Below are 15,071 nucleotides of genomic sequence, written 5' to 3' on the forward strand. Positions count from 1 at the left end.
GGGGCTGTTCCGGTGTCCGAAAGCTGCACGGCAGCAAGTGACCGCGGCTCTCCCCGGGCACCGCCGGCCCGGCGTCAAGCGGGCAGAATCAGCCGCGGCACGTTCCTCGGGTGGCCGGGTCTGCGCCACTCGCGCGGATAGCCGACCGAGACCTCCTCGAAGCGCACGCCGTCGTGGAACGTGGTGCGCGGGATGTGCAGATGGCCGTAGACAACGGCGGCGGCGCGGAAGCGCAGATGCCAGTCGGCGGTCAGTTCGGTGCCGCACCACTGGGCGAACTCGGGGTGACGCAGGATGTCGGTGGGGGTGCGCACCAGGGGGAAGTGGTTCACCAGGACGGTGGGCAGACTGGGGTCGCACTGGGCGAGCCGCCGCTCGGTCTCGGCGACCCGGGCCCGGCACCAGGCGTCCCGGCTGGGATACGGGTCCGGGTGCAGCAGGTACTCGTCGGTGCACACCACTCCGGCCGCGTACGCCTGCTCCAGCGCCTGCCGCCGGGTGGCGGCCGCGGGGGTGCGGAACGTGTAGTCGTACAGGAGGAACAGCGGGGCCACGACGGCCGGTCCGCCCGGCCCGCACCAGACCGGGTACGGGTCCTCCGGGGTGTGCACACCGAGGTTGCGGCAGATCTCCACGAGGCGGCGGTAGCGGGCGTCGCCGCGCAGCCGTACCGGATCCTCCGGGGCGGTCCACAGGTCGTGGTTGCCGGGCACCCACACCACGCGCGCCCACCGCTCGCTGAGCACCCCGAGCGCCCACTCCACGTCGGAGAGCAACTCCCCCACGTCCCCCGCGACGAGCAGCCAGTCGGCGGGGTCGTCCGGCCGCACCCCCTCCAGGACGCGACGGTTCTCCTCGAACGCTACGTGCAGGTCACTGATGGCCATCAGCTTTCCGTGCGGCATCCGCCGACCCTAGGCCGCACGTCCCGCGGCCGAGTACCCCTCAGCACCCCTCAAGGGCCCCCAGGGCCCGCCGTCCGGATCAGGCCGCCGGCTCAGACCGCAGACGCGCCATGACAACCGTATGGCAGGCCCACGCCGCACCCCAGCACGCATGGCAGGCAACAGGCGCTTTCGCACGCGCCGGACGGCCGGTGTGCCCGGCCGGGGCGGTCTGTCGTTGAGGGCCTGCCGGGGCGGGCGCGACGGTGGGGACATCGCCGCGTCCCACCCGGGAACGGCCCGTCCCACGAGGGTGATGACCATGATCGAAGCGCTCCTGCCGGCCGAGGTCGCGGCGGTCGACACGACCGTCGACCGGACCGACGTCACCCTCTTCCCGGCCGAACAGGCCCAGATCGCCCGGGCCGTGGAGGCTCGCCGGCTGGAGTTCACCACGGCCCGCTGGTGCGCCCGGCGCGCCATGGCGGCTCTCGGCCAGGAGCCGGTCCCGGTGCTGCCGGGCCTGCGCGGCGCGCCGCGCTGGGCGCCCGGGCTGGTCGGCTCCATCACGCACTGCGCGGGCTACCGGGGTGCCGTCGTGGCCCGCGCCCGGGACATCGCCGCGCTGGGCATCGACGCGGAGCCCAACCAGCCGCTGCCCGACGGCATCCTGGAGTCGATCGCGTTGCCCCAGGAGCGCTCGTGGGTGGCCCGGTTGCTGCGCACACTCCCCGAAGTCCGCTGGGACCGACTGCTGTTCTCCATGAAGGAGACGGTCTACAAGTCGTACTTCCCGCTCACCGGGCACACCCTGGAGTTCGAGGACGCGCTGCTCACGGTGGACCCGGAGCACGGGACCTTCCGCGCGGCTCTGCTCAACGACCCCGCGGCCGCGCCCGGTTCGCCGCGCCGTGTCCTGACCGGTAGGTTCCGGGCCGCCGACGGCGTGATCCTCAGCGCCATCGCGGTACCGGCGGTACGGCACGCGGAGATCGCACACACGGCGGCAGGCGCCCCCCTGCTGGTCTGAGTGGGGAGGCGCCTGCGGATACGCTGAGGGTGTTTACGGCCACCGGTCGTCGTCGTGGTGGATGGGACCGCCCGCCGTCGCGACGGTTCTCTGGTGTGCCGACGTGGTTCGATCCGCGTCGCCGTGCTGACCAAGAAGGACGGCGCCGGTAAACAACAGACCAAGAGCACTACCCAAAGCTGCACTACGAGCAACGATGTTGATCATGTTTGTCAGAACGTGCACGTTTCCCCCTACAGGTTCGATGTGCCCCGGTGCCGGTCGGGACGGATCGCCATGCGCTTGAACCCCGCACTCCTCAGCGGTCCCTCGCGCTGCCGGGAACACCATCTCCAACTTCTCGAGCGAAACCCAAGCCATCTGCGATGGCTCAAAGCTGCACGGCAACAACTCCGCTTCGGTCACTCGAGATTCAGGTGCGCGGAATGAATTATTCCCATTCCGAATTCGCCGAACTGGACGACATCAGCGCTGCCGCCTACGGGCAGGCCGTCGAATTGGGCCGCTTCGTCCGCGACGACATCGCGGTACGCCTGGCACTGTCCCCGGCCGAGATCGAGCGTACGGAGAAGGTGCTGACCCTGCTACGGCTGCTCCAGCCAATGCCGGGCAACCCCAGCGTCCTCGTGCCGGTCGGCCCCGACGTCGCCACCGCCGACCTGGTCAGCTCCGCCGAGGACCAGATCCGCGACCTCCAGCAGGCGGTCACCGACGTCCGCAGCCGTCTGATGTCGCTGACGCCCGTCTACTTCGAGGGCCGCCGGCTGCGCAACCGGCTCGAGGCGTTCGACGCCATCACCGACCCCGCCACCGTGCAGTCCATGCTCGACCACCTCAGCTCCCACTGCCGGCACGAGGTCGCCTCCGTCGCTCCCGGCGGCGCGCGCCCCGGCGACGTCCTCCAGGCGGCCCGCAAGTCGGCGCTCGGCATCCGCGAACGGGGAGTGGCGATGCGCGTCATCTACCAGCACACCGCGCGCAGCGACCTCGCCACCCGCGCCTATGTGCGCGACGTGACGGCGGCCGGTGTCGAGGTGCGCACCGCCGACCAGGTCATCGACCGGATCCTGATCTACGACCGGGAGACCGTGCTCCTGCCCACGCCCAGCCTCCGGGCGGGAGCCGACGACGCCGACGGCCCGGTGGCCATCGGCGCGATCGTGGTCCGGGAGCCCACCCTGGTGGGATTCGTCTGCAACGTCTTCGAGCACCTGTGGGACGGCGCCACACCCTTCGTGCCGGACACCTCGCGCGCGCCGTCCATCGCCGACGACCTCAAGCAGTCGATCCTCCGCCTGATGGCGAAGGGCTACAAGGACGAGATGGTCGCGCGCCGGCTCGGCATGTCGGTGCGCACCTGCCGCCGCCACATCTCCGAGATCACCGAGGAACTCGAGGCCACCAGCCGCTTCCAGGCCGGGTACAACGTGGCGCTGTCCGGCCTGCTGGAGCAGCGGGGACCCGGGCGGGAGACCGAGCCCGGCTGACGTTCACCCCTCCCCCAGCGCCTCCTCTATGGTCTCCACGCAGTCCGCGTCGAGCATGGTCGTGATGTCGGTGCCGCCCGGCGGGCCGAACCCGGCGTCGTAGACGGCCGCGCTGACGCAGTAGCCGCTGGACAGCGGGAACGTCCGGAAGGCCCACTCGTCCCCGGTGCCCGCGCTGCCGTCGGGCCGCTGCACCCGCACCGGCTTGCCGTCGGGGCCGAAGCCGAACTCGGTGAACCGGAACTGCATGCCCTGCCCGATCGCCTTGCTGTACGCCTCCTTCAGCGTCCACAGCCGCACCAGGGACGGGTTGCGCTGCTCCTCGGGCAGCGCCGCGAGGGTCACCATCTCGTACGGCGTGCACACGTGCCGCCCGAGTCCACCACCGTACATCTGCCGGTCGGCGCGCTCGGCGTCCACACCGATCAGCCCCCGGGTGGTCAGTCCCACCACCAGCAGGTCGTCGGTGTGGCTGAGGCTGATGTCGATCTGGTCGCAGCCGCGCAGATACGGCCGTCCGGTGGGCCCGTACGCCAGCTCCAGCGCGTCCGGATCACCGCGCAGCACAGCGGCCGCGGCGGACTTGAGCAGCACCCGGGAGGCCGCGTACCGGTCGCGGACCTCGGCGTGGACGAGCCCGAGATAGCGCGACCAGTCGCGGCCCAGCAGCCGGCGCAGCTCGTCGCCGCCGGGCAACTGGGGCTGGAGGACCGAGCGGTGGGCGTAGAGCAGGGCGGTCCCGCCCGACTTCAGGTCCTTGCGGACGCGGTCCCAGGCGGCGTCGTCGGTTCCCACCTCGACGGGAGCGCCCAGCGGCGGCCCGAGCGTGGAATTGCCGGGGACGGTCATGCCTGTGCCTCCACACTGCTGTGCCGCTCGTGCTCAGGCCGGGACCCCTGCCGTACGACGACGGCGTGGATCTCGGCGAGCGTGCGGGCCTGTAGTACCGGGGCCAACGGCAGCCGCCGGCCCGTCTCTTCCTCCACCAGGGTGACCACCCGGAGCAAGTACAGCGAGTCCCACCTCGGGAGATCCACCAGGCTCCGGTCCGCCTCCACCGCTTCTGCATCGAGACCCAACTCGTCCCTGAGCAGTGCGAGAAACCCGTCGAGCGTGTCGACCGCGCTCATGGGCGCTCCCTCCCGTCGAAACCGGTGGCCGCCGACCCGGTGGTCCGCACATGCTCCGGAACGGCCGGCAGCCGTCGCAGGTCGTGCCGGAACAGCAGCAGCCCGTCGTGCTCGCCCTCGGCGGTGAACCCGAGCGACGGGTAGAGCCCGGCCGCGCGGCCGTTCCTCGCGGTGGGCCGGAATCCGGCGAGCACCATGCGGTGCCCGGTGTCGCGGGCGTGCGCCAGCACGGCAGCGAACAGGGTCTGCTCGACCCCACGGGCCAGGACACGGCAGCTGAGCCAGGCGTTGTCCAGGCGCAGTACGTCCCCGTCCCGGGTGGCGAGCAGCGCGCCGGTCAGGCCGTTCGCGCCGAACCGGTCGGCGGTGCGCGCCGCCAGCAGCAGCCGGCCGGGATCGGCCGCTGCCGCGGCCACCTCGGCGGGCGTCAGGCGCAGGCCGGTCATATTGAACTGGTTCGTCCGCTGGGTGAGTTGGGCGAGCCGTTCGTACTCGTGGGATTCGGGTGCGGAGAGGGCGACCTGGACGTCGAGGCCGCGCAGGAAGTCCGCGTGCGACCCGGCCCCGGCGCGCAGCTCGGCGCGGGAGCCCGCCGCGCGGTAGTGGGCGGCGCGGACGCGGTCCTCGGTGGTCAGCGCGAGGGTGTCGAACCAGCCGTCGACGAGCAGCCGTTGCAGGTGCAGTGCGGGCTCCTCGTCCAGCGGGACCACCGCCGCCCGTACGCCCGAGTGCCGTACCTCGGCGCGCTCGGCGGGCGAGTCGTCGGCGAACACCAGCGCGTCGTCCCCGATGCCCAACGCCGCGGCCACCGCGGTCAGATGCCCGCTCTTGGGTTCCCAGTCCGCGTACACACGGGCGAAATCGCCCTCCCTGAGCAGGAGATCGGGGTGGGTGCGCAGTGCGTCGAGGACTGCGCCGCGTTCGTTCTTGCTGCTGACGGCCAGGATCACGCCCTGGGAGGCGAGTTGGCGTACGGCCCGCTGGAAGGCGCCGAACGCGTCGCCCCGCAGGGTGCCGGCGGCGGCGATGCCGTCGTGTCCGTCGTCGCCGAGCACCCCGTCCCACAGGGTGTTGTCGAGGTCGAGGACCAGGCATTTACGGGTACGTCCGGTCAGCGCGCGGGCCAGGTGGGCGACTTCGCGGGCGTAGGCGTCGAGCAGCGGGGCGCCGATCCTGGCTCCAGCGTACTGCGCGAGGCGGGCGTCGGCGACCGGTCCCGAGGCGGCGACGAGCGGATCGAGGTCGATGACGACCACGCCGGGCAGCTCGGCGCCGAGTCGCAGCAGCCGAGTGTTGAACTCCCGCCAGGTCATGCCCAGCCGGGCCCGGGAGCGGTGGTCGATGAGCTGGTGGGTGCGCTCGCGGGGCAGGGGAAGGGTGTTGAGCACCAGAGTGCCCGCGCCGGTGACCGCGCGGTGCCGGGCGAGGCCCTCGATGCGCTCCGCCACCTCCGTCGCGGCCCGTGCGACGTCGTCGGGGTGCCACACGGCGGGCACCTCCGCGAAGATCGTGCTGTCGTCCAGGAGACAGAGCGCGAGGTCGCACGTCATGCCGTGGAAGACGCCCGAGGGGTCGGTGAGGTCCCGCAGATACGCGCCGTGGTCGCCGACGACCGGGTTCAGCAGCAGTCCGTGCCTGGCCAGTTCGCCGGTGAGCGGCTCGACGACGTCCGCGGCCGTGGACTGGCCGGTGACCGCCACGGTGACCCGGGTGAGGTGCGGGTGCCGGGCCAGTACGGCGTCCCGGTCGGCCCGCGCGAGCAGCCGACCGGCCCGCCGGGCCCAGTCCGGCCGCGCCCCGGGGTCGTCGGCCAGCTCCGCGAGGAGCGGAACCGTCTCGTCGTAGCACTCCTCCAGCCGTCCCCGGGCGGCGAGGTCCCGCAGTCGTTGCAGCGGCTCGCCCCGCGTCGTCGTCAGCACCGCCATCTCCTACACCTTCTCCAGACCGAGCCCGGTCTTGATCCACTTGCTGGACTCCACGGCGATCGCGAGTGCCCGCCCGCCGGTGGTCAGGTCCGGCAGGAGCCGGGCGAGCTGGAGCAGGACCAGGGCGTTGCCGGTGTTGCCGGTCTCGGCTACGCAGGAGACCTCCTTGGCGGCGGGCACGCCGAGTTGCTCGGTGATCCGTTCGGTCATCCGGCCCGACAGCTGGGGCGGCAGCAGGAAGTCCAGGTCGTCAGGGGTCCATTCGAGCTGGTCGAGGAGTTCCCAGAGGATCTCGCGGGCCATCGTGGGCACGGACTCCTCGATCGCCTTGTAGTCCTCGACGACCATGGGGCGTTCGCTGTGCCGGTCGCTGATGCCGTACCAGTCGAGCGTCTGGCCGGGCGGCCTGCCGAGGCCGGTGAAGCGGTTGAGGACGCCCCGGAGCGCGACACGCTCGGCGACGGGTTCGGCGGTGAGGACGGCCGCGCCCGCACCGTCGCCGAACAGCACGTAGTTGACGAGTTCCTCGGTGGGCATGCGGGTCACCTCGCGGTGCGGGTCGAGGTGGCGGTGGGTGACGTCGCCGCCGATCACCAGCCCGGCACGGGCGCCGCCGGTGATCAGGGTCCGGCCCAAGTCGAGGGCCTGCACGGCGCCCGCGCAGCCGGACTGGAGCTGGAAGGTGGGCAGGTACATCAGGCCGAGCCGGTCGGCGACCTCGCTCGCCGTGGTGGGCAGCAGGGTGTCCGGAGTGGCGGTGGCCAGCAGGACGAACTCGATGTCGACCGGGTCGAGTCCGGCCGCGTCGATGGCCGCGCCGCCGGCCTGCGCGCACAGGTCGGCGAGGGTGTGCCGCACCTGTCCGGTCTCCAGGTCCCAGCCGAAGTGGCGGGTGCGGGTGCCGACGAAGATGTCCACCCACTCCTCGCTCAGCCCGAGCGCCCTTCCGAGGGTCGCGTTGTCGACGGGCGGGCCGGGCAGCGCGCCCGCGGCCGCCGCGAGATAGGCCGTGGGGTTCACCCGCGTGCCCCTTCCGTCACGTGTCCGCCGAGGAACTGGGCGAGGGTGCCCACCGAGCGCAGCGCAGGCAGGAGCTGCTGTACGGAGACCTCCCCGAGGTGCGGCAGCCGCGCCTCGATCCGGTCCTTGAGCTGCATGATCATCACCGAGTCGAAGCCGAGGTCCTCGTAGAAGCGGGCGGAGTGGGTGACCTGTTCGAGGGGGTAGGAGCCGACCTCCGCGACCGCGTCGATCACCGCGGCGAGCACCGGGTCCCGGTCCCGGGAGACCGGGTCGCTGGTCTCGGGCACGGCGGGCGTCGGCCTGGGCCTCGGTGCGGTCACGGGCCGCGCGGCCCGGGGCGCGGCGGGGGGCTGGGGCGCGGTCCAGTAGCGGTGCGCGGTGGAGAAGGAGTAGCCGCGCAGCCGCTCGCCGGGTCCGGGCCGGTCGTCGGGGTCGTACAGCCGCTCCCAGTCCGGGTCGAGGCCCGCGCGGTAGAGGCGGGCCACCAGCTCGGCGAGTTCGGTGCCGGCGGCCTCCGGGCCGGGCGAGGGGTGCATGAACTCCACACCGGACGCGAGCCCGGCCCGCCCGGCGAGCGGCAGCAGCTGGGGGCGTGGTCCGATCTCCACCAGGTGGGTGGGGGCGCAGACCGCCTCCAGGTCGGCGAGCGCCTCGGCGAACAGTACGGGCGACTCGGCCTGGGCGGCCCAGTAGTCGGCGTCCATGCGCTCGGTGGCGTCGAGGAGACGGCCGTGGCGGGTCGAGAAGACGGGCACGTCGGGCGTCCTCGGTTCGGTGGCGCCCGCGGCCGCCCTGAGCCGGTCGAGTACGGGGCGCACCAGCGGCGAGTGGAAGGCGGTGGGCGCGTTCAGGTCGCGGGTGCGCACCCGCCCCTCGGCCAGGGCCCCGGCGATCCTGGCGAGCGCCTCGGCGGTGCCGGACAGCACGGTGTCGCGCGGGCCGTTCACGGCCGCGAGGTGTGCCTGCGGCTCCTCCGCGAGGAGCTGGCGCAGCGCGTCCGGGGCGGCCTGCACGGCGAGCATGGCGCCGCCGCCGGGCAGCGCGTGCATGAGCCGGCCACGGGTGGCGACCAGATGGGCGGCCTCGTCCAGGGTGAGCGCGCCGGCCGTGACGGCGGCCGCGAACTCGCCGACGCTGTGCCCGAGTACGGCGGCGGGCCGGACGCCGAGCGCGGTGAGGGTGGCGGCGAGGGCGTACTCGACGGCGAACAGGGCGGGCTGGGTCAGTTCTCCGGGGAGTTCGCTCCCGTCGTCGTCCGTGAGCAGCAGGTCGCGGACGGAGACGTCGGTGTACGGCAGGAGTGCCGCGTCGGCCGCGTCCAGGTGCTGCCGGTAGACGGCCGACTCGCGGTACAGGCCCGCGGTCATGCCGGGGTACTGGGCGCCCTGCCCGGTGAACAGGAAGGCCACCGCCGGTCTGCTCCACGGCCGGTGCGCGACCTGCTCGGGCAGACCGCCGCCGGCCGCCTCGCGCAACGCGGCGGCCAGCTCCTCGGTGTCGCGGGCGGTGACCGCGAAGCGGTACGGCAGGCCGGTCTTGACGCGGTTGCTGTGCCGGCACAGCGCGACGGCCGAGGCGCGCGGGCGGCGGGCGATGGCGCCGGCCTGCTCTGTGAGGTTGCGGATCAGGGCGGCGGGGCTGTCCGCGGTGAGGGTGAACACGCCCGCGCCGGGCCGGGACCGCTTGGCGGCGGTGCGGGGGGCGGGGCGGGGCGCGGACCCGAGGACGGCGTGCGCGTTGGTGCCGCCCATGCCGAAGCTGGACACTCCGGCGACGACCGGCCAGGGCGGCAGCCGCAGCGGCGACCTGAGCAGCCGCAGTCCGCGCTCGGCGAGCCGCAGCTGCGGGTTCTCCCGGTCGGCGAACCTGCTGGCGGGCACGATCCGGTGGTGCAGCGCCAGGGCGACCTTGATGAGGCCGGCGATCCCGGCGGCCCCCTCGGTGTGCCCCAGGTTGCCCTTGACCGAGCCGATCGCGCACGGCTCGGCCCGGCCGACGCCGTGCAGGCTGCCGAGGGCGGCGCACTCGATGGTGTCGCCGAGCGCGGTACCGGTGCCGTGTGCCTCGATGAAGGCGACCTCGTGCGGCTCGACCCCGGCGCGCCGGCAGGCGGTGGCCACGACCTGCTCCTGCGACCAGCGGTTGGGCGCGGTGATGCCGTTGCTGCGGCCGTCCTGGTTGACGGCGGTACCACGGAGGACGGCGTAGATCCGCTGTCCGTCGGCGACCGCGTCGGAGAGGCGGCGCAGTACGACGAGACCGACGCCCTCACTGCGCCCGATGCCGTCGGCCAGTGCGCTGAACGGCTTGCAGCGCCCGTCTTCGGCGGCGAGCCCGAGCTGGTGGTAGACGAGCCCGAGAGCCGGGGACATGACGAGATTGACGCCGCCCGCGAGCACGGTGTCGCACTCTCCCGACAGCAGTGCTCCCACCCCGAGGTGCACGGCGACCAGCGAGGACGAGCAGGCGGTGTCGACGGCCATGCTCGGCCCGGTGAAGCCGAGCTGGTAGGAGATCCGGTTCGCGGTCATGCCCGCGCTGCTGCCCGCGCCGAGCTGGGGGGTAACCCGTTCGTAGTCGCCGAGGTGCAGCCGCCCCCACTCGCCGCCCATTACGCCCACGTAGACGCCGGTGCCGCTGCCGGCCAGCGAGCCGGGTGCCACACCGGAGTCCTCGACGGCCCGCCACGCGCAGTGCAGCAGCAGCCGTTGCTGCGGGTCCATGGCGGCCGCCTCGCGGGGCGGCACGGAGAAGAAGTCGTTGTCGAACACGTCGGCGCCGTCGAGGAATCCGCCGCGGGTGAGGCCGGCGCGGGCGGCTCCTTCGGCGGTCCGGAAGGCGGCCGGGTCCCACCGCTGGGGTGGCACGTCCGCGATCGCGTCACCGCCGCGCAGCAGCAGCTCCCAGTAGGCGTCGGTGTCGCGGGCGAGCGGGAAGGCGCAGTCGATGCCGACGATCGCGACGCCGTCACGGGCCGCGGGCGCGTCCGCCATCACCGCCCCCCGCGCGCGTCGGCGACGGCCAGTTCGGCCGCCAGGAAGCCGAGGAGGCTCTGCACGGTGGGGTGGTCCCACAGCAGGGTCGGCTCCACCACGAGCCCGAACTCGTCCTCCAGGTCGCCGCACAGGCTCAGCGCGCACACCGAGTCCATGCCGTACTCGGCGAGCGGCACGGTGGGGTCGATGCTGTCCGCGTCCCGGCCGAGGTAGAGCGCGACCCGCTCGAGCAGCCAGCCGCGGGGCAGGACGGGGTCGGACGCGGGGAACCCGGACGGCCGGGTGGTCGGTCCATTCATGGCCGGACGCCTTTCGAGTTCATGACCGGAGGCCTTTCAAGGGGATTTGCAGGTACGGGACTTGGCGGTCGGGCCGTGGTCATCCCGGCAGCGGGGTGTCGTAGAGGTCGTAGCTCCGCCGGTCGCTGAAGCGCAGTTGCACCTCGTGGACCACGCGCAGCTCGCACTCGGCCGGCAGGTCGGGCGCGGGGGCACCGAGGCGGCGTGCGATGCGGTGCAGCGCGGCCGCCGCCCAGGCCGGGTCGGCGAGGAACGGGTCGGAGCCGTCCTGGTTGTGCCGCCAGACCCCGAGCACCGCGGATGCGGCGAGCAGATGCGCGTAGCGGTCCATCAGCGGGAACGGTGCCGCGCCCGGCCGGGGGCCGAGGGCGAGGACCCGGGCGCGCAGGTCGCGGAACTCGTCGACGAGGCCGAGCGCGAGGTCGCGCAGCACGCGCTCGACGGCACCGCGGCCCGGTGTCTCGGCGGCCACGGCGAGCAGGGTGGCGCTGAGGCTGTCCTCGCCGGTGGCGAGACCGAGCCGTGCCATGTCGTACGGCGGCAGCGGGTCGCGCGGCCGGAACAGCGCGGCGGGTGCCTCGTCCGCCACGAACCAGGAACGGCGGGCCAGGCGCGGCAGTTGCGGGATGACGGTGCTCTGGCAGGCGACGGTCCCGGCGTGCCCGAGGGTGACGACGGGCAGGTCACGGACGTGCTTCTGGAAGATGCCGAGGGTGCCCTCACGGGTGTAGAACCCGGCGCCGAGCACGATCGACAGGTCGTACAGCGTCTCGGTGAGGACGCGCGGCAGCAGGTACTTGACCGCCGCCGAGTAGATGCTGGTCTGCTCCGGCAGCAGGTGGACGGCCCGGGTGGCGACCGTGGCGAGCGCGTCGTACAGCAGCAGGTTGACGAAGGCTCCGGTGATCGCGCTGGTGGTGCGCTGGGAGTCGGAGCCGCCGGTGGACCAGCCTCCGCCGCGGTGCTCGTGGTCGAAGCGGACGGCGGTGCGCAGGCTGGTGTCCACGGCGGCGAGCACCATGGAGGAGATGACCGTGCGGCTGATCTGGAAGGAGCGCAGCGCGATCGGCACGCCGTCGCCGACGGGCCCGAGCAGGGCGTCGTCCGGCACCGGGCAGTCATCGAAGTCGACGCCGCCGAACACACAGCCGCGCAGTCCGAGGGAGGTGTGGCGGCGCAGGAGTTCGGCCCGTCCGGCGGGAAAGCGGGCGGGGTCGAGCAGCAGCGCGGAGTGGCTGCGTCGGCCGGGCGAGGGCTCGGTCCTGGCGAACAGCACCAGTGCGTCGGCCCGGTCGAGGTTGTTGATGACGGGCTTGCGGCCGCTGAGCAGCAGCCCGCCGCCCGGGCCCGGCCGGGCGGAGACCTGGCTGCGCACGTAGTCGTTGCTGTGGGCGGTCTCCAGCTGGGCGATGGCGGCCCGCGCGCCGCCCAGCATCTGCCGTGCCAGGCCGTCCTGTTGCGCCTCGGTCCCGGCCATCCACACGTCGGCGGCGGCCATGAACGACATCGCCCCGTATCCCATGCCGAGCCCGATGTCCCGCCGGAAGAGCGGGCGCATGACCCGCACCAGGGTGTCCATCGAGTCGAGCCGCCCGCCGAGTCCGACCGGCACGTACTCGCGGTGCGTACCGGCCCGGTCGAGCGCGTCCTCGGCGGCCGCGCTGCGTACGGCGTCCCGGTCGGCCTCCAGCAGGGCGGTGTAGCCGCACGGGTTGGCGGGGTCGCCGGGGTCGCCGAGGACTTCCTCCACGGCGGCCACCCGGCGCTGTGCCTCGGCCTCACGGACGGCCGGGGCGACGGCGGTCACCACGCGCCACCGCCGGTGGTGGACTGGAGGAGGCCGTCCTCCAGGAGAATGTCCCCGGCGCGTACCAGGGCGCGCACCGCCGGGTCGAGCACCTCGTACTCGCCGTGCAGCTCTCCGGCGAGGAACTCCTTGCGCATGAGGGTGCGTTGCACCTTTCCGCTGGTGGTGCGGCGCACGGTGCCCGGCCGCACCAGCAGCACGCTGCCCGCAGGCACATGGAAGTCCTTGCCGACCAACGCCTGGATGCGCTGGGCGAGTTCACGCAGCTGCGGTCCTTCGAGCTGCTCTCCCCTGACCTCCTGCACGAGGACGAGCTGTTCGCGGCCCGCCTCCACGGAGAACGCGGCGCCGGTGCCGGCGGCGAGCGCGGGATGCAGTGACTTGACGGCGTACTCGACGTCCTGCGGGTAGACGTTGCGCCCGTTGAGGATGACGACTTCCTTCAGCCGCCCGGTGACGTACAGCTGTCCGTCGTCGAGGAACCCGAGGTCCCCGGTGCGCAGGAACCCGCTCTCGCCGCCGTGCAGCGTGGCCCGGAAGACGGCTTCGGTCTCCTCGGGCCTGCCGTGGTATCCGGCGGCTACGCTCTCGCCGCGCAGCCAGATCTCCCCGACGGCCCCCTCGGGCAGCTCCCGGTGGCCGACGGGGTCGACGATCCGTACGTCGAAGTCGGTGACCCGCCCGCTGCTGACCACGGTACGGCTCTCCCGGCCGGGCTCCGCGGGCGCGACGACGTCGCGCGCGAGGGCGGCGGCGTCCACGTCCCGCCGCCGGTACGCCTGGCCGCCGACGCCTCCCGAGACGACCAGGGTCGTCTCGGCGAGCCCATAGCACGGGTACATCGCCTCGGTGCGCAGTCCGGCGGCGGCGAACCGGCGGGCGAACGCGTCGAGGGTGTCGGCGCGCACCGGCTCGGCGCCGTTGAGCGCGAGCCGCCAGCGGGACAGATCGAGTTCGGCGAGCTGTGCGTCGGTGACCCGGCGCAGCGCGAGGTCGTAGGCGAAGTTCGGTCCGCCGCCGATGGTGACCCGGTGCTCGCCGATGGCCCGGAGCCAGTGCACGGGCCGCTTGATGAAGGAGGTGGGCGACATCATCACGGAGGCGCTGCCCAGCCACACGGGGTGCAGCAGATGGGCGATGAGCCCCATGTCGTGGTAGAGCGGCAGCCATCCCCCGAACCGGTCGTCGGCCGTGGTGCCCAGCACCCGCTGCAGGGCCGCCTGATTGGCCATCAGGTTGCGGTGGGTGACCATCACACCGCGCGGCTCGGACACGGACCCCGAGGTGTACTGGAGGAAGGCGAGGTCGTCGGGCCGGGTCGCGGGCGCCCGCCATTCGTCGGCCGCCGCCTCACCCAGTGCGTCGCTCGCCACGCACACGACGTCGTCGTGTCCCTCGGTCGCCAGCCACAGCGCGACGTCCGGCGCGCTCGCCCGGTCCGTGAGCACGATCCGCGCCCCGCAGTCCCGCAGCATGGCCGAACTCCGCCCGAGCCGTCCCCGTCGGCCGCCGTCCGGCAGCGGCGCGGGCACGGCGACCGCGCCGGCGTACAGACACCCGGCGAACGCCTTCAGGAACTCCAGGCTTCCCGGGTACATGAGCAGCACCGGCCGCCCCTCGGCCCCTCGTGCGAGCAGCGCTCCGGCGACGGCCCGCGCGGCACGGTCGAGTTCCCCGTACGTCAGCCGCGCGGCATCCGGACCGTCCTTTCCGTCGCGCAGTTGAACGTGCACATCGTCGTCCGCGAACTCGGCGCACCGTGCCCGGACGAGGTCGGTGAAAGTGGCGAAACGTGACAACTGGATCCCCCTCGCAAGTCCGGCATGGTTCGCGTTTCCATGTCAGGGGGGATCTTGCGACGGAGGACTAAAGGGGCGCTTGCACGCGTGGGTCCAGCCACTCGGCCTCCAAGCGTCCTTTTTTGCGCCATGACCGCAAAAAACGGATGACAGGTCACGACCGACCCGCCCTCGCGACCAGGCATCAGAAGGTGATTTCGCTCTGGTGCGTTAAAAACGAAGGCAGCACCGACGAGAAGGCTGTAGAATCGCAACCAGACGGCGGGTTCGAAGCGGTTTGGCATCACGGGGATGCCCCAGGCCCGTCACGCAAGGGGGACACTCATGCTGTACGACGCCCACACCCAGGAACTCATGATCGAGCGCCGGCGAGAGGCGGAGCGAGAACGAGTTCTCCGCGCCGTGCTTCTCCAGCGCCGCGCCGAACGCATCACCCGGCGCGCCCGCCGCGCCCTGAGCGCCATCGCCGTGTAGTCGAGCCGCGCAACTCCCCGTCCACGGGCCGTCACCGTCACCGGTGACGGCCCGGGCGTGTTTCCGCACGACGTGGCGATCCGGACGCAGCGACATCTCGCCCCTGTTTCAGAACCGTGACCAACGGCTGATCAGCCGCCCCACCTGCATGGTGGTACGCCCCGCCATGGCCTGCACACACGGCGTATACATGGGGCGTATACACGGTGTGTAGAGT

12 protein-coding genes are annotated in these 15,071 nt (G+C 72.9%); 3 read left to right on the plus strand and 9 right to left on the minus strand.

All coding sequences use genetic code 11. The features are described 5' to 3' along the window. Positions 1-74 precede the first annotated feature (74 nt). A complete protein-coding gene (locus ACIPK3_RS14155; RefSeq protein ID WP_402569448.1) occupies positions 75-887 on the minus strand; it encodes a metallophosphoesterase family protein in 813 nt (270 codons plus the stop codon). Positions 888-1,206: 319 nt separating this feature from the next. Between ACIPK3_RS14155 and ACIPK3_RS14160 the strand changes: the two genes are divergently transcribed. Then, positions 1,207-1,914 (plus strand): 4'-phosphopantetheinyl transferase, encoded by a 708-nt coding sequence (locus ACIPK3_RS14160; RefSeq protein ID WP_402569392.1) that lies wholly within the window; start codon positions 1,207-1,209, stop codon positions 1,912-1,914. 425 nt (positions 1,915-2,339) lie between these two features. Then, positions 2,340-3,401: a LuxR C-terminal-related transcriptional regulator gene (locus tag ACIPK3_RS14165; RefSeq protein WP_402569394.1), complete on the plus strand. Its 1,062-nt coding sequence runs from the start codon at positions 2,340-2,342 to the stop codon at positions 3,399-3,401. A 3-nt stretch (positions 3,402-3,404) separates the two neighbouring features. Here the strand turns inward: ACIPK3_RS14165 and ACIPK3_RS14170 are convergent, their stop codons facing one another. The 8 genes from ACIPK3_RS14170 to ACIPK3_RS14205 all read right to left on the minus strand — a co-directional run bounded on the left by ACIPK3_RS14170 (position 3,405) and on the right by ACIPK3_RS14205 (position 14,380). Continuing rightward, positions 3,405-4,250: a 4'-phosphopantetheinyl transferase family protein gene (locus tag ACIPK3_RS14170; protein ID WP_402569396.1), complete on the minus strand. Its 846-nt coding sequence runs from the start codon at positions 4,248-4,250 to the stop codon at positions 3,405-3,407. Next, entirely contained in the window at positions 4,247-4,531 is a 285-nt protein-coding gene (locus ACIPK3_RS14175; protein ID WP_402569398.1) for an acyl carrier protein, read from the minus strand. Before ACIPK3_RS14175 ends, ACIPK3_RS14170 begins: the two co-directional genes overlap by 4 nt. Further along, positions 4,528-6,456 carry an HAD-IIIC family phosphatase gene (locus tag ACIPK3_RS14180; protein ID WP_402569400.1) on the minus strand — a complete coding sequence of 643 codons (1,929 nt, stop codon included), beginning with the start codon at positions 6,454-6,456 and terminating at the stop codon, positions 4,528-4,530. The genes ACIPK3_RS14175 and ACIPK3_RS14180 overlap by 4 nt, the downstream gene beginning before the upstream one ends. Positions 6,457-6,459: 3 nt before the next feature. Continuing rightward, positions 6,460-7,476, minus strand: a complete 1,017-nt coding sequence (locus ACIPK3_RS14185) for a 3-oxoacyl-ACP synthase III family protein (RefSeq protein WP_402569401.1) — start codon at positions 7,474-7,476, stop codon at positions 6,460-6,462. Then, complete coding sequence (locus tag ACIPK3_RS14190; protein ID WP_402569402.1) at positions 7,473-10,472, minus strand: type I polyketide synthase; 3,000 nt, start codon at positions 10,470-10,472, stop codon at positions 7,473-7,475. The genes ACIPK3_RS14185 and ACIPK3_RS14190 overlap by 4 nt, the downstream gene beginning before the upstream one ends. Then, positions 10,472-10,774, minus strand: coding sequence for an acyl carrier protein (locus ACIPK3_RS14195; protein ID WP_402569404.1), 303 nt, complete (start codon positions 10,772-10,774; stop codon positions 10,472-10,474). The genes ACIPK3_RS14190 and ACIPK3_RS14195 overlap by 1 nt, the downstream gene beginning before the upstream one ends. Before the next feature lie 79 nt (positions 10,775-10,853). Beyond that, positions 10,854-12,581, minus strand: coding sequence for an acyl-CoA dehydrogenase (locus ACIPK3_RS14200; protein WP_402569406.1), 1,728 nt, complete (start codon positions 12,579-12,581; stop codon positions 10,854-10,856). Next, positions 12,578-14,380, minus strand: coding sequence for a fatty acyl-AMP ligase (locus ACIPK3_RS14205; protein ID WP_402569408.1), 1,803 nt, complete (start codon positions 14,378-14,380; stop codon positions 12,578-12,580). Before ACIPK3_RS14205 ends, ACIPK3_RS14200 begins: the two co-directional genes overlap by 4 nt. A gap of 324 nt (positions 14,381-14,704) precedes the next feature. Here ACIPK3_RS14205 and ACIPK3_RS14210 point away from each other — a divergent pair, with 324 nt between their 5' ends. After that, positions 14,705-14,854, plus strand: coding sequence for a hypothetical protein (locus ACIPK3_RS14210; RefSeq protein ID WP_402569409.1), 150 nt, complete (start codon positions 14,705-14,707; stop codon positions 14,852-14,854). The last annotated feature ends 217 nt before the right edge of the window (positions 14,855-15,071 follow it).

Origin of the sequence: Streptomyces sp. NPDC086787, assembly GCF_044745865.1 — a bacterium.
Lineage (GTDB): Bacteria > Actinomycetota > Actinomycetes > Streptomycetales > Streptomycetaceae > Streptomyces.